The organism is Dactylosporangium sp. NPDC049525 (assembly GCF_040676755.1).
Lineage (GTDB): Bacteria > Actinomycetota > Actinomycetes > Mycobacteriales > Micromonosporaceae > Dactylosporangium.
This window is the reverse complement of record NZ_JBFAPO010000043.1, coordinates 30,593-50,110: the sequence shown is the minus strand read 5'-3', so window position 1 is coordinate 50,110 and position 19,518 is coordinate 30,593. Positions and strand designations below refer to the sequence as shown.

Below are 19,518 nucleotides of genomic sequence, written 5' to 3'. Positions count from 1 at the left end.
ACCAGTGCGGACAGCGGCGGTGCGGACAGCGGCGGTGCGGGCGGCGATCTTGGTGGGCCGTGGCGCCGGTAGCATCCAGAAAGTGCTGCAAGCGACACTACGAGCCCTGGCCTACCTGCTCACCGGCATCATCGCCGGGATCGCCGGACTCCTGTGGAGCCTCACCGCCACCGTCATCGTCGCCGTCCTGTCCATCACCCAGCTCGGCGGCCCGGTCTTCCTCGCCGCCAGCTGGGTGACCCGGCGCCTCGCCGGCCTCGAACGACACCGGGCCGGCTGGCAACTCGGCACCCCCATCGAAACGCCATACGTGCCCATCACCGGCGACACCATCAGACGCCGCGTCACCGCCGTCGCCGCCCAACCCGCCACCTGGCGCGACCTCGCCTGGCTCACCACCCTGTTCCCCATCGGACTCGCCACCGGCATCGCCGCGGCCGTCATCACCGCCGTCGACCTCGGCGCCATCGCCGCCCCCCTCTGGCTCTGGGCCGTGCCGAACCCGCGAGCACCATTCCCCGCCGACCCGCTCATGACCACCACCACCGGCCGGCTCGCCCTCGTCCCCATCGGACTGCTCCTCCTCCCCGCCATCACCTGGACCCTCCGGCACCTCGCCCAAACCCAAGCCCGCCTCGCCCAGACACTGCTCGCACCCGGAACCCACCGGCGACTCGTCGACGAAACCACCCGCCTCACCGAAACCCGCCGGCGCGTCGTCGACGCCCAAGCCGCCGAACTCCGCCGCATCGAACGCGACCTCCACGACGGCGCCCAAGCCCGCATCGTCGCCGCCGGCATGACCCTCGCCCTGGCCGCCCGAAAACTCCGCAGCCCTGCGGGCGGCAGCACCGCCGGCGGCGCCGTCGACACAGCGCACCGGGGCGACCGAACGGCCGTGGACACCAACGGCGACCGAACGGCCGCGGACACCAACAGCAACAGCGGCGCCGCCGCGGACACCAGCAGCGCCGCGGCCGCGGACGTCGAACTTGCGCGGCGGCAACTCGACGACGCCCTCACCGAACTCCGCCGGCTGGTGCGAGGCATCCACCCGCCGATCCTCGGCGACCGGGGACTGCACGCCGCCCTCGCCGCCCTCGCCGGAGACAGCCCCCTCACCGTCGAAATCCACGGCGACCCCACCACCCGACACCCAGCGGCCGTCGAATCCGCCGCATACTTCGTCGTCGCCGAAGGCCTCACCAACGCCGCCAAACACGCCGACGCCACTACCTGCGTCGTCGCCATCACCACCACCACCAGCAGCACCACCGCCACCGCCAGCACCGCCGTCACCGTGACCGTCACCGACAACGGCCGCGGCGGCGCCGACCCCGCGGGATCCGGCCTCGACGGGCTCCGCCGCCGCGTCGAAGCCCTCGACGGCGAACTCAGCATCACCAGCCCACCCGGCGGCCCAACCACCCTGCAAGCGGAGTTCCCATGCGCATCGTGATCGCCGAAGACCTGCTCCTGCTCCGCGAAGGCATGACCCGGCTCCTCACCGACACCGGACACACCGTCGTCGCCGCCGTCGACACCGCCCCAGCGCTCCTGGACGCCGCCGCCGAACACCAACCCGACCTGTGCATCATCGACGTGCGGCTACCACCCGGCTTCCGCGACGAAGGCCTCCGCGCCGCACTGCATCTGCGCGCCGGCAACCCCACCGCGCCCGTCCTCATCGTCTCCCAGTACGTCGAACGCGCATACGCCGCCGAACTGCTCGCCGACGGCCGAGGCGGCGTCGGCTACCTGCTCAAAGACCGCGTCACCGCCCTCGACGACTTCCTCGACGCCGTCGAACGCGTCGCCGCCGGCGGCACCGCCATGGACCCCGAAGTCATCCGGCAACTGTTCGCCCGCAGCGGCCGCAACCACGGCATCGACGCACTCACCCCCCGCGAACGGGAAGTCCTCGGGCTCATGGCGCAAGGCCTGTCCAACTCCGCGATCTGCGCCGCGCTCGTCCTCGCGCCCGTCTCCGTGGAAAAACACATCACCAGCATCTTCGCCAAACTCGACCTGCCACCCGCCGACGACGCCAACCGGCGGGTCCGGGCCGTCCTCACCTATCTCAACCAGAGCTGACAACCACCGCCGCAACCTGCGGCGGGGCGAACAACCGCACCACGCCCGCGGCGTCGACCTGAGCGACCCGGCCCTTCCCGGCGGACTTCGCCGCGTACATCGCCGTATCGGCGTCATGCAGCAGCTCGTCGATCCCGGCCTGACCGTGCCAGCAGGCGACACCGACACTGGCGTGCGGCGTCAACTCGGTCCCGGCGACCCGGACCCGGGCCTGGACGGCGGCGAGGAGCCGGCCGGCGACGACGGCCGCGTCCTCAGCGGCGTCCATACCGTCCAGGACGACCGCGAACTCGTCACCACCGAGCCGGGCCGCGGTGTCCGCGCCGCGGACACCGTCCCGGAGCCGCTGCGCCACCGCGGCAAGCAGCTGATCGCCGGCGGCATGACCGAAGGTGTCGTTGACCTGCTTGAAACCGTCGAGGTCGATGAGCAGCACCGCGAGCGGGCTGCCCCGGCGGGCGCGGGTGAGCGCGTGCAGCAGGTGCTCGCGCAGCAGCGAACGGTTGGCCAGACCCGTGAGATTGTCATGGAACGCCTGATAATGCAGGTCCGCGGCGTGCTCGGCGTTGACCAGGCCGAGCGACGTCTGCGCGGCCAGCGTCTCCAGCGACGGACCCACCTCCGCCGGGACCCGGCCCGAGGCACAACCGGCGAGAAGATCACCGAAATGCTGCTTGTCGGAGCGCAGCGGCAACCGGACGCCGCCGTCGCCCTCCGCCGCGGCCGCGACCGGACCGGCGAGCAGCTCCACCGGGACCGGACCGGCCGCGGTCACGACAAGATCGTCGGACACGGTCGCGGCCCACGCACCCGGGACCCCGTCGAGCAGCTCCGTCGCCGCCTCCGCGCAGTGCCGCAGGATCGTCTCCCGGTCCGACGTCGTGGCGAGCGTCGAACCGAGCCGGGCGAACACCCGCTCCCGGGCCGCGGCCCGCTCCTGGCGGCGGGTCGACTCCGCGACCGCCGCCGTGAACAACGCAAGCGGCGGCACACCCGGCGCCTGCTGCAGGAACTCCACCACCGACGAAGGCTCCGTCACCGCGACCCCGGTGACCGCGGCCGCGAACACGACGACGGTGAACACGAGGACATGCCGCCACGTGCCGTACAGGCCACGGAACGACACGAACACGAACAACAGGCCCAGCGTGGCGACCCAGCTGCGCATGCCGAGACCGATCGCGAGCAGGGCCAGCCCCTCGAACGGGATCATCCAGGCGGGAAACGTGCCCCGGCGGTACCGCCACAACCACCACCCGGCGAGCGCGGCCGCGGCCACGGCAGCGGCGAACCGCGACGCGACCGGCTCGTCGGCGCGGCTCAACACCCGCGGCAGGACCGTGACAAGGTTGAACACCCCGAAGATCACGAACAGCCACCGGATCCGGCCGCCGAGCGGCTTCGGCGGCGCCAGGCGCCGTACCCGCCGGAGCAGACTCATGCCCCTACATCGGCAGCGTGAGCGTCGACGTGAGTGGTGACCGAGCGCTACCCTGTCCGCACGCGATACCGCTCAGCTCGGCACCACATCGGCCGAACAAGACGTCGGCCGGAAATCCACCGGCACACGACGAGGCGGTGAGGTCAGGCGTTGGACGAGCCGGAGCGGCACCCTCGCTCGCTGGCCGACGGTGCCCGTCGGCTGCTGCTGCTCTACGCCCCGCTCATCGCCGTCGCGGTCGGCTGGGCCGGGACCCGCGCCGCCGGGTTCGACGGCGCGACGATCCTCGGCTGGCTGCCCGGCGCGCTCTCCCTCGCCGTCGCCTCCTGGTTTCTGTTCCAGGCGTCCCGCCTCGCCAGGCTCGCACCCGCCGGGCGCCGCTTCTGGCGGCTGATGGGGATCGCCGCGCTGCTCATCGCCCCGGCCACGAAACCCCTCACCGAGGCGAGCCTCGGCGGGCGCAAATCCGGACCCGTGCTCACCGGCGCCGTGCTGCTGCTCAGCGTCGCGCTGCTGCTGGTGCTGTGGGGGCTGCTGCGGCTGCCGACCCGCCGACGCAGCCGCGGCGACTGGCTACGGCTCGGGCTGGACGCCGCCACGGTCCTCGTGTGCTCCGCGACGTTCCTGTGGAAGTTCGTGCTCGAACCGATCACCGCCGCCCGCGCCGACCTGCCCCGGGCCCTGGGCCTGCTGGTACTGAGCCTGCTGTGCCTGCTCGCGGTCCTCGCCGTGGTCAAACTCATCCTCGTCGGCACCGACGCCGTCGACATGCTCGCGCTGCAGTCCCTGGCCGGCGTGGTCGTGCTCGGCGCCGTCGGCTCGGCGCTCGTGCCGGTGCTGCAGAACCCGCGCCTGGCCGGGGTCTCCGACGTCATCACCACCCTCGAGGGCGCGATGGTCGGCCTCGCCGGGGTCGTGCAGCTGCACCGGACCCGGCCGGTGGCCGTCGTGCCGAAACGGCGCCGCCGCCCGTACAGCATCCTGCCGTACTTCGCGGTCGGCGCCGTCTTCCTGCTGCACATCGCCGACGTCGGGGACGTGCCCATCCTGGCCGGCGCGGTCGCCGCGACCATCGCCGTCGTGCTGCGGCAGCTGCTCGCGTTCCGCGACAACGACGCGCTGCTCGGCACCGTCCGCGACCACCAGCGGCTGCTGCACGAACAGGCCACCCACGACGCGCTCACCGGCCTGCCCAACCGGACGCTGTTCAACGACACCCTGGACGAGGCGTTCCACGGCGCGGCGATCCTCGTCGACCTCGACGACTTCAAAACCGTCAACGACACCCTCGGCCACCACGTCGGCGACGGCCTGCTCGTCGAGGTCGGCCGCCGGCTGCAGGCCGCGGTCCGCCCCGACGACCTCGTCGCCCGGCTCGGCGGCGACGAGTTCGCGGTGCTGCTGCCGGGCGCCGACGACCACGTCGCCGGTGACGTCGCCGAGCGGATCCTCGCCGAACTCGCCAACCCCGTCACGACCCACGGGCACCTGCTGACCGTCAACGCCAGCGTCGGCGTGGCGGAGCGGCTCGCCGACGACGACCCGCAGTCGCTGCTGCGGCACGCCGACATCGCCATGTACGCGGCGAAGCAGCGCGGCAAGGGCCGCCACGCCCGGTACACACCCGACCTCGCCGGGCTGCTCGCGACACCTGCCCAGCGCGCCGACGAACTGCGCGCCGCGATCAGCGCCGGCCGGGTCGAGCTCACCGGCGAACCCATCGCCCGCCTCGCCGACGGCGCCGAGGTCGAACGGTGCCTGCGGGCCCGGTGGCCCTCCGTCGACGTAGCGGACCTGTCGGTGCCGCTGGTGCGCTGGTCCCTGGCCGAGGCGTGCCGGGTGACGCCGCCCGGGCGTTCGTTCACCGTCGACCTGAGCCGCTCGGCGCTGCTCGCCCCGGGCTTCCCGCACGACGTCGCCGGGATTCTCGCCGAGGCCGGCGTCGCGCCCGGCTGCTTGACCCTCGCCGTGCCGACCGGCCTCGCCGCCGAGGACACCACCGTCCGCGCGGCGCTGCAGGAGCTGCGGGGGCTCGGCGTCGGGCTCGCCCTGGACCACACCGGCACCGCGCACGCGCGGCTCGACCTGCTGGTCGCGTTGCCGTTCACGCGGCTGGTACTGGACGCGGCGCTGTTTCCGGTCGACGGCGAGGACCCCCGCCGGGAGGCACTGGTCGACGCCGTGGCGCGGCTCGTCGCGGCCACCGGCGTAGAGACGGTCGTCAGCGGGGTCCGCGACCCCGGGCAGGTGTCGCGGCTGCGGGATCTCGGGTTCGCGCTCGGCTCGGGCCCGGCGCTGTCCGCGTTCTCCGATCTGCGGCTGTCGAGCCGCTAAAGCGCTGGTCACCCACAGTCTCAGAGAGAGCGCTCTCCTGTAGTGGTCGCGGCGAGCTTCCTACGGATCGAAGAATAAGTGTGGGCCCGCTCTTGACAGGGCGCCCCGATCGGACAACCCTCGTTCTTGGAGAGCGCTCTCCCACCCCAGACTCCGGGCCGCCCGCCTTTGGCCGCGGAGTCACACACCCCGGATGGCCGGACCGAGCACCACCGTACCCCTACGGTGGCGCTACCGGCTGCCGCCCGCCCTGAAACCGGGAGCAATTGATGCTGACCGCCGCACGACCGGCGCACCGCCGCCGCCGAAATCTGATCTTCGCATCCGTCGCCGCCATCCTGATGGTGGCCACGTATGCGGTGACCACGACCTTCTCGGCGTCCGCCGCCGACACCCTCCTCTCACAAGGCAAGACCGCGCTGTCCTCGTCGGACGAGAACGGTGGCACGCCCGCCTCGGCCGCGTTCGACGGCAACACGACGGCCACCCGCTGGTCCTCGGCCGCCTCCGACCCGCAGTGGCTGCGCGTCGACCTCGGCCAGACCGCGACGATCTCGCAGATCAAGCTGTACTGGGAGGCCGCGTACGCGACGGCGTTCAAGCTGCAGACGTCCCCGGACGGCAACACCTGGACCGACATCAAGTCGGTGACCGGGGCGACCGGCGGCGCGCAGACCTACGACGTCACCGGTTCCGGCCGGTACGTGCGGATGTACGGCACGGCCCGCGCGACCGGCTACGGCTACTCCCTGTGGGAGTTCCAGGTCTACGGCTCCTACGGCGGCACCACCAACCCCGGCACCTGCAACACGGCCGTCAACGCCGCGCAGGGCAAGCCGGCCACCGCTTCGTCGGCGGAGAACGCGGGCGCCAACGCCGCCGGCGCCGCGGTCGACGGCAACGCCGGCACCCGCTGGTCGAGCCTGTTCGCCGACCCGCAGTGGCTGCGCGTCGACCTGGGCTCGACCCAGTCGATCTGCCAGGTGACGCTGAACTGGGAAGCCGCCTACGGCAAGGACTTCCAGATCCAGACGTCCGCCGACGGCACCAACTTCACCACGATCAAGACCGTGACCGGCGGCACCGGCGGCGTGCAGACCCTCGACGTGGCCGGCTCCGGCCGCTACGTGCGGGTCTACGGCACCGCCCGCGGCACCGGCTACGGCTACTCGCTGTGGGAGTTCATCGTCCGCACCGGCACCGGCCCCACGGGCTCGACCTCGACCTCGACCACCCCGTCGACGTCGCCGTCCGCGTCGGTCACCCCGTCGACGTCCACCGGCCCGATCCAGGGCGGCGGCGACCTCGGCTCCAACGTCATCGTCTTCGACCCGTCGATGTCCAGCGCGTCGATCCAGACGAAGCTCGACCAGATCTTCACCCAGCAGGAGACCGCGCAGTTCGGTCCCGGGCGCATCCAGTTCCTGTTCAAGCCCGGCTCGTACAGCGGCCTCAACGCCCAGATCGGGTTCTACACCTCGATCAACGGCCTCGGCCAGAACCCGCAGGACGTCCAGATCCACGGTGACGTGACCGTCGACGCCGGCTGGTTCCAGGGCAACGCGACGCAGAACTTCTGGCGCTCGGCGGAGAACTTCTCCGTCTACCCGGTCTCCGGTGTCGACCGCTGGGCCGTCGCGCAGGCCGCGCCGTTCCGCCGCATCGACGTGCACGGCGGCATGACCCTCGCGTCGCCGAACTGCGGCTGGGCCTCCGGCGGCTACATCGCCGACTCCCGCGTCAGCGGCAACATCAACCCCTGCTCGCAGCAGCAGTGGTTCACCCGTGACAGCACGATCGGCAGCTGGAACGGCTCGGTCTGGAACATGGTGTTCTCCGGCGTGCAGGGCGCACCGGCCAACAGCTTCCCGAACCCGCCGTACACCACCCTGCCGACGAGCCCGATCACGCAGGAGAAGCCGTACCTGTACACCGACGCGTCCGGCGCCTACCGGGTGTTCGTGCCGTCGCTGCGCACCAACAGCAGCGGCGCCACCTGGATCAACGGCCAGACCCCGGGCTCCTCGCTGTCGATCAACCAGTTCTACGTCGCGAAGCCGGGCGTCTCGGCCGCGACCCTCAACGCCGCCGTCGCGCAGGGCCTCAACCTGCTCTTCACCCCCGGCGTGTACCACCTCAACAGCACCGTCAACATCAACCGCGCCAACACCGTGGTCCTCGGCCTCGGGTACGCCACGATCGTCGCGGACAACGGCGCCCTGCCGATGGCCGTCGGCGACGTCGACGGCGTGAAGATCGCCAGCCTGCTCTTCGACGCGGGCCCGACGAACTCCCCGGCGCTGCTGCAGGTCGGCCCGAACGGCGCCTCCGGCAACCACGCCGGCGCCCCGAACCTGATCTCCGACGTGTTCCTCCGCGTCGGTGGTGCGGGTGCCGCCAAGGCCAGCGCGGCCCTGATCGTGAACAACAACAACACGATCATCGACCACATCTGGGCGTGGCGCGCCGACCACGGCGACGGCGCGGGCTGGACCTCCAACCCGTCCGACAACGGCCTGATCGTCAACGGCCAGAACGTGCTCGCCTACGGCCTGTTCGTCGAGCACTTCAACAAGTACAACGTGGTCTGGAACGGCAACGGCGGCAAGACGATCTTCTTCCAGAACGAGCTGCCGTACGACCCGCCGTCGGCCGCCGCCTGGACGCACGACGGCATCGTCGGCTACGCCGCGTACAAGGTGGGCAACAACGTCACCACACACGAGGGCTGGGGTATGGGCAGCTACTGCGTGTTCACCACCGACCCCTCGATCGCCGCGTACCACTCGTTCGAAGTGCCGAACACACCAAACGTCAAGTTCCACAACATCTTGACGGTGTCGCTCGGCAAGGGCTCGATCACCCACGTCATCAACGACACCGGCGCGGCGGCCCAGGCCTCCGCGGTGACGCCGTCCAACGTGGTCAGCTACCCCTGATCCCAGGGTTCCTGAGCACTGACTGAAGACTGAGGGCCGGCCTCCCACCTGGGAGCCCGGCCCTCAGCCGTTACCGCTGATGTCCCGACGTGCGTGTGGGAACGGTGAGCCGATCAGCCTGGATCCGCAGCCGAGTCGGCGTATTCCGTTTCTGAACAGCGGAGTGCGAGCGGGTCGTGCCACCCAGTAGCGTGGCTGACCATGAGGCGAGGGTCGCCGGTGCCACGGTGGTGGGAGGTTCCACCTCCGCTCCAGGTCAGCTACCTTGCCGGGGTCGACCCGGAGCTGCTCGCCATCGACCTCGACCCATTGCCGGCTGGCGCGCCCGCCGTCGTGCAGTTCCGCCCCGCCGCGCTCGTCGCCGCCGCCGACCATGTCACGGTCATCCTCGACGAGCTCGACCGTGCCGCCCTCGCCCTGTTTCCGGCCTGGCTGCCCGGCGCCGAGCGTCTCGAAGGCCCGCAAGGCCACGGCGTCGCCGCGGTCCGCGTCCTCGCCGCCGAGGCCGCCGCCCGCTCCAGCAACTTCGGGCCGTTCCTCGCCGATCTTGCCGAACGCGCCCTGCGCGGCAGCACCGGCGGCCGGCCCCGCTTCCCCGCTGAGGTCCGCGCCGCCGGTCTCGCCCGGGTCGTCGCCGGCGCGTACGGACGCCACGGCACCGCGTTGCTCATGCACGTCCCGGCGGGTCTCGACCCGGCGGCGGAGCGCAACCTGACCCGCGCCGCCGAATGGCTCGCCCATCGCGGGCCGTTCACCGTATGGCTTGCCGGCGCGCCGCTGCACACGGTCGAGCGGATCCGGTCCGTGCCGATCACCCTGCCGGCGCACCTGACCCAGCTCGCCGCCGAGGCTCAGCTGATCCCGCTGCCCGCCCCTGCCGGCGCCGAGCACGTCCTCACCTATCCGCCGCTGTCCGGCCAGCCGCGCCGGGACAGCGCCGCGGAGACCACCCTGGAGCGGGCACTGGCGCCGCACCAGTGGGCCTGCGGCCGGCACTGGAACCACACGTACGAGTGGCACATCCTCGGCCAGATCTACCGCCTCGACCTGTTCTGGCCCGCCGAAGGTCTCGTCGTCGAGGTCGACGGGCCCGAGCACCGGCAGCACCTGCAGTTCGCCGACGACCACCGCCGCGACGTCCAGCTGCACCTGCTCGGCCACGACGTCCTGCGCTTCACCAACGACCAGGTCCTCGCCGACGCCGGGGCCGTGGTCGAGAAGCTTCGCCAAATGCTGCATCACCGACGGTCCGTCAAGGAGAAGATCGCACATGTCGAGCACTGAAGACGTCCCCACGCTGACCGGCACCCAGCTCCTCGCTCTGGTCGTGCTGATGGCCGAGGCCCGCCCGCTAAACAACAACGAGCTCAAGGAGCTTGCCGGCTTCTCGCTCACCGGCGGTGACAACAAGAAGCTGGTCAACCTCGGCCTGGTCGAGACGGACAAGTCGACGCGGCCGTTCAGCCATGAGTTGACGGAGAAGGGCTGGGCCGTGATCCAGAAGGTGCGGACCCCGCCGGCCCGGGCCATGTCGGCGCACAAGACGCTCGTGACGCTGCTGACCAACATCGACCGCGCCCTCAGCGGCCGCTCCAGCCACGCCATGTTCTTCACCCGCAGCACCCCGGCCGCAGCCGCCCCCGAACCTGTCGTCGATCAGGGTGACGATCTCGAGACACAGGTACGGCTGGCCTACGACAAGCTGTCCCCGGCGCCGGGTGAGTGGGTGAGCCTCGCCGATCTCCGCGAGGCTCTCAGCGGGATGGACCGGCCGCTGCTGGACGCCACGCTGCGGGTCATGGCACGGCTGGAGGACGTCCGCATCATCCCCACGGCGAACACGAAGGTGCTCGACGATCGGGAGCTCTCGGCGGCACTGCAGATCGGGGATGAGCTGAACCACGTGTTGTCGATCGGCGCGGCCGTATGATCGGCCAGAACGAGCGCCGGGCCCTGGAGGCGCTCGACTTCAACCCCGCCCCGACCCCGGACGACGTGTGGCGGCCGTCTCCGTACAACGTGCCGGAGCTGCACGCGAAGGCCGTCGCGGAGATCCTCAGCGGTGTCAACAAGGCGCGGACCGGCGACGATGCGAGCCCGATCGGGGTGGCGCTGCAGGGCCGTTCAGGCTCCGGCAAGACGCATCTGCTCGGTGCGGTCCGCGAGAAGATCCAGCGCGACGGCGGCTACTTCTTCCTGGTCAGCCTGATCAGCGGCAAGAACTTCTGGGAGAGCACCGCCCTGTGCATGGTCGAAGGGCTGGGCCACGACGCCATCGGTTTCCGCACCCAACTCAAGACGTTCCTGCGGCGGATCACCACGCAGATCGGCATGCCATTGGACGTGCGCGAGGCGGTCGTCGGCGAAACCGACCTCACGCGAGCGCAGTTGGACGTCTTCATCAGAGGGCTGCGGCAGTTCAACCACGCTGTCGGGCAGGAATGTCAGGACACCGCCCGGGCGCTCGTGCTCTGGGGCTCCCGCGATTTCGAGGCTCAGGACGTCGGCTACGCCCACCTCATCTCCGAGCCGGGTGAGCCTGCTGACCGGGCGGTCTGGGGACTCACGCCCGGGATCCGCAACCCCCAGCAGATCGTCCGGGACATCTCCCGGCTCATGGCGCTCACGCTCGATCCGAGCGTCATCGCCTTCGACCAGCTCGACACCTTCTTCGCGCAGAGCAAGACCTCGGTCGTGCAGTCCCACGCAGGCGTCGAGGAGGACCAGGCGCGGATCTTCGGGCCGATCGCCGACGGCATGCTCATGCTGCGCGAGGTCACCCGCCGGACGTTGACGGTCGTTTCCTGCCTGCCGGACACCTGGGTGATGATCCGCAATCTGGCGCCGACACCGGTGCTCGACAGGTTCCGGCCGACGACGCTGCCCGACCGGATCCTCAGCCCGGAGATCGGCGAGGCGATCATCGCGAAACGGTTCACGGTCAAGTACGCCGAGCAGCGGTTCGCCGCGCCGTACGCGACGTGGCCCATTCAGCAGAAGGCGTTCGCGGACGCGCAGAACTACACCCCGCGAGCGTTGCTCCGCATCGTCGACCGGCACGTCCATTCGTGTCTGGAGCACAACGAGATCACCGAGTTGGACGATCTCAACAAGCTCACCGGACCCGCGATCGTGCCCGGGCACCAGCAGCCCGACGAGGTCGCGCTGAAGGGCCTGGACGATCTGTTCGCGGCGCTGGTCGCCCGGTCCGAGGTCAGCGGTGCGCTGGAGCCGAAGACCGAGGATTCCTACGTGCCCGGGCTGCTCGCCGCCGGAATCGCGTCGTGGATCGACGAGCGGGCGCCGACGGGGAAGGTGTACAAGCAGGATCCGCTGCCACCGGAGAAGCCTTCGCTGCACGCCCGGTTGATCGAGGTCCTCGACGAGGCGACCGAGAACGAGGCGCACTGGGCGTTCCGGGCGATCAGCAGCCCGCATGCCGTGGCTGTCATCAGCCGGGTCAAGGCCGCGTGCACGATGGCGGGGCTCGACGTGCAGGTCCCGCAGCGTCGGCTCGTCCTGCTGCGCAACGGTCCGTGGCCCACCGGACCTCGCACCACGGAGATCACCGAGGCGTTCAAGGCGGCGGGCGGTGTCGTACACCCCCTGACACCGGAGGATCTGAAGGTCTTCACCGCTCTGCGTGATCTGCGCACCGTGCCGCGGCCCGACCTGCAGGAGTGGCTGGCATCGCGCAAGCCCGCGAGCCGGACCTCGCTGTTCTCCGCGTTGCTGCAGGCGACGCCGGTCGATCCGACCCCGACACCGGCCGCTCCCGCGCCGGTCGTCACCGCTCCGACACCCGTTCCGACAGCCACTCTGTCATCGGCTGTCGCGCCGGACGACGACGACCGTGATACGTCGACGATCGGGCTTGGGAAGGTCATCGACGGGCAGCGGCCGTTCCGGGTGGATCTGGAGTCGTTACGGCGGCACACCGTGATCTTCGCTGGGTCGGGGTCGGGCAAGACGGTGCTGATCCGGCGGCTCGTCGAGGAGTGTGCGCGCAAGGGGGTGTCGGCGATCGTGCTTGACCCGAACAATGACCTCGCGCGGCTCGGGGATGCGTGGCCGGAGCCGCCCAGTGGGTGGGGGCCCGGGGACGAGGACAAGGCGCGGGACTACCTCGAGAACACCGATGTGGTCATCTGGACGCCGCGGGTCAGCGCCGGGCGGCCGCTGGCGTTCCAGCCGCTGCCGGACTTCGCGCCGATCCGGGACTCGCCGGACGAGTTCGACCAGGCGATCCACTCCGCGGTCGCGGCGCTCGCGCCGCGGGCCGGGGTCGCTGGGGCGTCGAAGCTGGCGCAGCAGGGCAAGGCAGTGCTCACCGAGGCGCTGCAGGCGTACGCGAAGAGCGGCGCCGTCGGGTTGCGCGGGTTCACCGACTACCTGGCGGAGCTGCCGTATGGGGTGAGCCGGATGGCGAAGAGTGAGAAGCTCGCGCTCGACGCCGCCGAGACGTTGAAGGCGGCGATGGTGACCGACCCGCTGTTCGGCGGGAAGGGCGCCGCGGCGGACCCGGGGGCGCTGCTGACGCCGCCGCCGGGGAAGCGGGCGCGGGTGTCGGTGATCAGCCTGGCCGGGCTCAGCTCGGACGAGCAGCGGCAGAGCTTCGTCAACCAGCTGCAGATGGCGCTGTTCGCCTGGATCAAGCGGCACCCGGCAGGGGACCGGCCGCTCGGCGGGCTGTTCGTCATGGACGAGGCGCAGACCCTCGCGCCGTCGGCGGGGAGCACGCCCTGCACCGCGAGCACGATCGCCCTCGCGTCGCAGGCCCGCAAGTACGGCCTCGGCCTGGTCTTCGCGACGCAGGCGCCGAAAGGGTTGCACAACCAGATCTCCGGCAACGCGACGACGCAGTTCTTCGGGCTGCTGAACTCGCCGGCGCAGATCGACGCCGCCCGCGAGCTCGCACTCGCCAAGGGCGGCAAGCTGCCCGACATCGGGATGCTCGGCAGCGGCGAGTTCTACGCCGCCGGGGAAGGGTTCTCGTTCGTGAAGGTGAAGACACCGCTGTGCCTGAGCCACCACCCGAAGGCGCCGCTCTCCCCGGAGGAGGTCGTCGCCCGGGCAGCCGTGTGACACGGCCCGCGTGGGGAACTGCACACCGAGGGCCGGTCTCCCACGACGGGGAGCCCGGCCCTCGGCCGTGCCGGTGGCAGCGCGCGGAGGGCGACCACGGGATGGGCGCGTATGCGCGATCCCTGCCAGCGCGCAGCGCGGCTGTGCGCCGCTTGCGGCGCATTGGGGGTCCGGGGTGAGAATCCCCCGGCGGGACCCGCCGCTTGCGGTGGGGCAGCTAGGAACTGCAGCTAGGAACTGTGGGACACCGTCAGGGAGTAGAACTTGACCTTGGCGCCGTTGGTGGTGCTCTCCGAGGAGGACTGGTTGTAGGAGCCGGCCTTGAAGTACATGCCGTACTGGTTGAACGACGACGGGATCGCGTAGCTGGTGGTGCTGCCGTTCACGGTCAGGTTGATCCGGTTGCCGCCGGAGATGGCGATGACGTAGGACCATTTGACGCCTAGCGGCACGTTGCCGACCAGGTGCAGGGTCTGACCGCCGTCGGGGGAGTTCTCGGTGCCGATGTAGATGTCGCCGTTGGGGCGGTAGTACAGCTCCAGCAGCGGCTTCGTCGACGGGCCGCCGGTACCCAGGTGGACCTGGCCGACGCAGACGTTCTTCGTCACGTTGGGGATGCGCAGCGTCGCGCTCATCCGATGCGAGCCTGCCAGGCGCCAGTCCGCGGCGCTGCCGCTGGCGTTCATCTCGCGCAGTTCGGAGCGGGCGTAGTTCGAGTTCGGCGTGGTGACGCCCTTCTCCGGGGCCCAGAACGTCATCGAGCCGTCGTTCTTGTCGGTGAAGAAGTACGCCGGGTTCGTGTACCCGTTCGCGCCCCGCAGCTGTGACGACGGGATGGTCGTGGGTGCGCCGGGGGAGCCGACCGGCAGCTGCAGCTGCCAGATCGACAGGTCGAAGTTTCCGCCGGGTGCGACCGCCGGGTTGAGGCCGCCGGCCGGGGGTGTGGTCGGGGGCGCGGTGCCGCCGGGCAGCGTCCACGCCTGGTTGGCCGTGCCGGTGCAGGACCAGATCTGCAGCCGGGTACCGTTCGCCGAGCTCTGCCCGGTCGCGTCGAGGCACTTGCCGGAGCCGGTGTTGACCAGGGCGCCGTTGCTCGCGGTCCACTGCTGTGCCGCCGAGCCGTTGCAGTCGTACAGCTGGATCTTGGCGCCGTTCGCCGTTGAGGCGGCGGTGACGTCCAGGCACTTGCCGAGGGCCTGGATGCGGCTGCCGTCGACGGTCCAGGTCTGCGCCGCGGTGCCGTTGCAGTCGTAGAGCTGCACCGCGGCGCCGTTGGCGGAGCTTGCCGCCGCGACGTCCACACACTTGCCGCCGAGCCCCGTGATGGGCCCTGCGGTGGCGGCGGAGGCGTTGGTACCGCCGAGCACCCCGACGACGACGGCGGCGGTGATGGCGGTGACGGTGGAGCCGGTGAGGATGAGCATTTTCGAGCGTCGCTGCATGGGCTGTCCTTGTGGGGGATGGGAAGCCTGCGCCCGCCCGGAAATAGGCAAGGCGGCTAACAATAAACAAACTTGTCAATGCCTTGTCAACGCTTCCTTGCTGTGCATGTTGACGAACCGGCACCCATCTGAAATCTTGGATGTCCAGCGACGCAAGAACTTTGCAGAACACGTCAAGATTCTGTGTGCCGCTGTGCAAGCTACGTAGCAGTCGACCGCCACCGCCTGCTCCGTCCCGCCCACCCGCCGTTACCGCCGATCCCACAGTCCCCACACAGTCCCCACACAGGGCGCACCGTCACCCCCGGCGCGCCTCGCCGCCGTGCCCGCAGGATGCGTCCCGCGGGCCCGACGTGTCGCGCCCTCGCCCCGATGAGAGGCCAAGACGTCATGAGTACACGAAAGCCCAGGTGGCGGCTCTTCGCCGCGGTCCTGGCTACCGCGGTCATCGCCGCCACGATGCCCACGGCCGCCGAAGCCGCCGGTGGGCCGAACCTCGCCCTCGGCAAGCAGGTCCAGGCCAGCAGCTCCAACGGCCCGTACGGCACCGGCAACGTCAACGACGGCAACGCCGGGTCGTACTGGGAGAGCACCAACAACGTGTTCCCGCAATGGATCCAGGTCGACCTCGGCGCCAACACCGCCATCGACCAGGTCGTGCTGAAGCTGCCCAGCAACTGGGGCACCCGCACGCAGACGCTCGCCGTGCAGGGCAGCGTCAACGGCACCGCGTTCAACGACCTGTCGGCGTCGGCGGGCCGGGTGTTCAACCCCGCCTCCGCGAACGTCGTCACCATCAACTTCACCGCCGCCAGCGTCCGGTACGTGCGGGTCACCATCACCGCGAACAACGGCTGGCCCGCCGGGCAGCTGTCGGAGTTCGAGATCTACGGCGCGGCCGGCAACGTGCAGCCGCCGACGGCACCGGGGAACCTCGCGTACACCCAGCCGGCGTCCGGGCAGATCCGGCTGACCTGGACCGCGTCCACGTCGGCGTCGGGCATCGCCAGCTACCAGATCTTCGCCAACGGCTCGCTGCGGGCAACCGTGGGCGGCACCGTCCTGGTGTACACCGACACGCAGCCTGACACGGCGACGGTCGAGTACTACGTGAAGGCGACCGACCCGGCCGGCAACGCGTCGGCGGAGAGCAACCACGTCACCCGGACCGGCACGACCCCGCCGAACGGCACGAACCTGGCCCTCGGCAAGGCGATCGAGGCGAACACGTCGGTGTTCACGTTCGTCGCCACGAACGCCAACGACGGCAACGTCGGCTCCTACTGGGAGTCCAACGGCTTCACCGGCATCCTGACCGTGAAGCTCGGCTCGAACGCCGACGTGAGCTCGGTCGTCGTCAAGCTCAACCCCGACACCGCGTGGGGCCCGCGCACCCAGGCCATCCAGGTCCTCGGCCGCGAGCAGTCCGCCACCGGGTTCACCTCGCTCAAGCCCCGCGCCGACTACGGCTTCAGCCCGACCGGCAACCAGAACACCGTGACGATCCCGGTCAGCGGCCGCGTCGCCGACGTGCAGCTGCAGATCTTCATCAACAACGGCGCACCCGGCGGTCAGGTCGCCGAGCTCCAGGTCATCGGCACCCCGGCGCCGAACCCGGACCTCGTCGTCACCGGCCTCACCTGGTCCCCGACCGCCCCGACCGAGACCCAGGCCGTCACCGTGTCGGCGACCGTGCGCAACGCCGGTACCGCCGCCTCCGCCGCGACCACGGTCAACGTGAACGTCGGCGGGACCTCCGCCGGCACAGCCGCTGTCGGTGCGCTCGCCGCCGGCGCGTCCACCACGGTCACCGTCAACGCGGGGACCCGCGCGATGGGTAGCTACCCGGTCTCCGCGACCGTCGACCCCGCGAACACGGTCGCCGAGCAGAACGAGTCCAACAACGCCTTCACCGCGGCATCCCAGCTGGTCGTCTCCCAGGCGCCCGGCCCGGACCTGCAGGTGCTGAGCGTCTCGTCGAACCCGTCGAACCCGGCGGTCGGCGCGGCGGTCAGCTTCACCGTCGCGGTCAACAACCGCGGCATCACCGCCACCAGCGTCTCCACCGTCACCCGGGTGACGGTCGGCAGCGCGACGTTGAACGGCACCACCGGCGTGATCGCGGCCGGCGCCACCGTCAACGTGGCGATCAGCGGCACCTGGACGGCCACCAGCGGCGGCGCCACCATCACCGCCACCGCCGACGCCACCGGTGTGGTCGCCGAGACCAACGAGAGCAACAACACCTTCACCCAGTCCATTGTGGTCGGACGCGGCGCGGCCGTGCCGTACACGTCCTACGAGGCCGAGGCCGGCACGTACCAGGGCACCCTGGTCACCGCCGACCCGCTGCGCACCTTCGGGCACACCAACTTCGGCACCGAGTCCTCGGGCCGCGCGTCGGTGCGCCTGAACAGCCAGGGCAACTACGTCGAGGTCACCTCGACCAACGCCGCGAACTCCATCGTGGTGCGCAACTCCGTCCCGGACTCCGCGTCCGGCGGCGGCGCCGACTACACGATCAGCCTGTACGCGAACAACGTGTTCGTGCAGAAGATCACGCTGTCCTCCAAGTACAGCTGGCTCTACGGCACCACGGACGACACCGAGTCGCTGTCGAACTCGCCGCAGGCCAACGCCCGCCGCCTGTTCGACGAGTCGCACGTGCTGCTGGCCAACTCCTACCCGGTCGGCACGAAGTTCAAGCTGCAGCGCGACGCCGGTGACAACGCGTCCTTCTACTACATCGACCTGATCGACCTGGAGCAGGTCGCGCCGGCGCTCAGCCAGCCCGCCGGTTGCACGTCGATCACCACGTACGGCGCGGTGCCGAACGACGGCGTCGATGACAGCGGCGCCATCCAGCGCGCGGTCAACGACGACATGAACGGCGTCATCAGCTGCGTGTGGATCCCGGCCGGGCAGTGGCGGCAGGAGCAGAAGATCCTGTCCGTCGACCCGACCCGCGGCCAGTACAACCAGAAGGGCATCCGCAACGTCACGATCCGCGGCGCCGGCATGTGGCACTCGCAGCTCTACACGCTGACCGAGCCGCAGAACGTGGTGGGCAACATCAACCACCCGCACGAGGGCAACGTCGGCTTCGACATCGACGACAGCACCCAGATCTCCGACCTCGCGATCTTCGGCGGCACCACGAACCGCGCCAACCGGGGCCACGGCCTCAACGGCCGGTTCGGCAAGAACACGAAGATCAGCAACGTCTGGATCGAGCACGTCAACGTCGGCGCCTGGGTCGGCCGCGACTACAGCGACACCCCGGCGTACTGGAACCCGGGCGACGGCCTCGAGTTCACCGGGATGCGCATCCGTGACACGTTCGCCGACGGCATCAACTTCTCCAACGGCACGAAGAACTCGCGGGTGTTCAACTCGTCGTTCCGCACCACCGGCGACGACTCGCTCGCCATCTGGGCCAACCCCCGGGTGAAGGACGCCGCGGTCGACATCGCGCACGACAACCACTTCACCAACAACACCGTCCAGCTGCCGTGGCGCGCCAACGGGCTCGCCATCTACGGCGGCTACGGCAACGGCGCGGAGAACAACCTCGTCTACGACACGATGAACTACCCGGGCATCATGCTGGCGACCGACCACTCACCGCAGCCCTTCAGCGGCACGACGGTCATCTCCAACAACGGCCTGTACCGCTGCGGCGGCGTGTTCTGGAACGAGGACCAGGAGTTCGGGGCGATCACGCTCTTCCCGTCCACCCTGGACATCGTCGGCGTCACCATCCGCGACACCGACATCGTCGACTCCACCTACGACGGCATCCAGTTCAAGAACGGCGGCGGCAACATGCCGAACGTCGCGATCACCAACGTGCGCATCGACAAGTCCAACAACGGCGCGGGCATCCTCGCCATGTCGGGCGCCCGTGGCACCGCCAACCTGACGAACGTGACCATCACCAACTCCGCTGACGGCAACATCGTCAAGGAGCCCGGTTCGCAGTTCGTCATCAACGGCGGCTGACCGTCCCACCATCGCCGCGGGCCCGTCGTCACGACGGGCCCGCGGTCGTGTTCCCGGCCTGTTCGCGGCGGTGCGGGGCGGTTCGGTGTGGCTCGACGGTTGCGTGTCGGCCCGGTCGCGGCGGTGCGGCTCGGCTCGGCGTCGCGGGCCGATCGGACGGTGGCGCGGCGTGGTCGGCGGT

10 protein-coding genes are annotated in these 19,518 nt (G+C 70.5%); 8 read left to right on the top strand and 2 right to left on the bottom strand.

The genetic code is table 11. From position 1 onward, the window contains the following. The first annotated feature begins 82 nt into the window (after nucleotides 1-82). Together AB0K00_RS40700 and AB0K00_RS40695 are read left to right on the top strand one after the other, a co-directional pair. On the top strand, nucleotides 83-1,459 hold the full coding sequence (locus AB0K00_RS40700) for a sensor domain-containing protein (protein WP_363532539.1): 1,377 nt from the start codon (nucleotides 83-85) through the stop codon (nucleotides 1,457-1,459). Beyond that, nucleotides 1,447-2,094, top strand: a complete 648-nt coding sequence (locus AB0K00_RS40695) for a response regulator transcription factor (protein WP_363532536.1) — start codon at nucleotides 1,447-1,449, stop codon at nucleotides 2,092-2,094. Before AB0K00_RS40700 ends, AB0K00_RS40695 begins: the two co-directional genes overlap by 13 nt. Here AB0K00_RS40695 and AB0K00_RS40690 read toward each other — a convergent pair. Further along, nucleotides 2,081-3,535, bottom strand: a complete 1,455-nt coding sequence (locus tag AB0K00_RS40690; protein ID WP_363532533.1) for a GGDEF domain-containing protein — start codon at nucleotides 3,533-3,535, stop codon at nucleotides 2,081-2,083. The two genes, AB0K00_RS40695 and AB0K00_RS40690, sit on opposite strands and share 14 nt — an antisense overlap. Nucleotides 3,536-3,685: 150 nt before the next feature. On the opposite strand from AB0K00_RS40690, the gene AB0K00_RS40685 reads away from it, so the two are divergent. The 5 genes from AB0K00_RS40685 (at nucleotide 3,686) to AB0K00_RS40665 (ending at nucleotide 13,893) form a co-directional block, all read left to right on the top strand. Beyond that, nucleotides 3,686-5,869, top strand: a complete 2,184-nt coding sequence (locus AB0K00_RS40685; RefSeq protein WP_363532530.1) for a diguanylate cyclase — start codon at nucleotides 3,686-3,688, stop codon at nucleotides 5,867-5,869. 269 nt (nucleotides 5,870-6,138) lie between these two features. Continuing rightward, a complete protein-coding gene (locus AB0K00_RS40680) occupies nucleotides 6,139-8,808 on the top strand; it encodes a discoidin domain-containing protein (protein ID WP_363532527.1) in 2,670 nt (889 codons plus the stop codon). 201 nt (nucleotides 8,809-9,009) lie between these two features. After that, complete coding sequence (locus AB0K00_RS40675; protein ID WP_363532524.1) at nucleotides 9,010-10,092, top strand: DUF559 domain-containing protein; 1,083 nt, start codon at nucleotides 9,010-9,012, stop codon at nucleotides 10,090-10,092. Continuing rightward, on the top strand, nucleotides 10,079-10,738 hold the full coding sequence (locus AB0K00_RS40670) for a hypothetical protein (RefSeq protein ID WP_363532521.1): 660 nt from the start codon (nucleotides 10,079-10,081) through the stop codon (nucleotides 10,736-10,738). The genes AB0K00_RS40675 and AB0K00_RS40670 overlap by 14 nt, the downstream gene beginning before the upstream one ends. Next, nucleotides 10,735-13,893: an ATP-binding protein gene (locus tag AB0K00_RS40665; protein WP_363532518.1), complete on the top strand. Its 3,159-nt coding sequence runs from the start codon at nucleotides 10,735-10,737 to the stop codon at nucleotides 13,891-13,893. The genes AB0K00_RS40670 and AB0K00_RS40665 overlap by 4 nt, the downstream gene beginning before the upstream one ends. 230 nt (nucleotides 13,894-14,123) lie before the next feature. Here the strand turns inward: AB0K00_RS40665 and AB0K00_RS40660 are convergent, their stop codons facing one another. Continuing rightward, the gene (locus AB0K00_RS40660; protein WP_363532515.1) at nucleotides 14,124-15,335 is read right to left on the bottom strand and encodes a polysaccharide lyase family 7 protein; all 1,212 of its coding nucleotides are present in this window, start codon (nucleotides 15,333-15,335) and stop codon (nucleotides 14,124-14,126) included. A 390-nt stretch (nucleotides 15,336-15,725) separates the two neighbouring features. On the opposite strand from AB0K00_RS40660, the gene AB0K00_RS40655 reads away from it, so the two are divergent. Further along, nucleotides 15,726-19,337 (top strand): CARDB domain-containing protein, encoded by a 3,612-nt coding sequence (locus AB0K00_RS40655; protein ID WP_363532512.1) that lies wholly within the window; start codon nucleotides 15,726-15,728, stop codon nucleotides 19,335-19,337. Nucleotides 19,338-19,518: the final 181 nt, after the last annotated feature.

Coding starts and splice junctions, on each gene's coding strand:
- AB0K00_RS40655 (WP_363532512.1), top strand. CDS start 15,726: ATGAGTACACGAAAGCCCAGGTGGCGGCTCTTCGCCGCGGTCCTGGCT.
- AB0K00_RS40665 (WP_363532518.1), top strand. CDS start 10,735: ATGATCGGCCAGAACGAGCGCCGGGCCCTGGAGGCGCTCGACTTCAAC.
- AB0K00_RS40670 (WP_363532521.1), top strand. CDS start 10,079: ATGTCGAGCACTGAAGACGTCCCCACGCTGACCGGCACCCAGCTCCTC.
- AB0K00_RS40690 (WP_363532533.1), bottom strand. CDS start 3,535: ATGAGTCTGCTCCGGCGGGTACGGCGCCTGGCGCCGCCGAAGCCGCTC.
- AB0K00_RS40680 (WP_363532527.1), top strand. CDS start 6,139: ATGCTGACCGCCGCACGACCGGCGCACCGCCGCCGCCGAAATCTGATC.
- AB0K00_RS40695 (WP_363532536.1), top strand. CDS start 1,447: ATGCGCATCGTGATCGCCGAAGACCTGCTCCTGCTCCGCGAAGGCATG.
- AB0K00_RS40675 (WP_363532524.1), top strand. CDS start 9,010: ATGAGGCGAGGGTCGCCGGTGCCACGGTGGTGGGAGGTTCCACCTCCG.
- AB0K00_RS40660 (WP_363532515.1), bottom strand. CDS start 15,335: ATGCAGCGACGCTCGAAAATGCTCATCCTCACCGGCTCCACCGTCACC.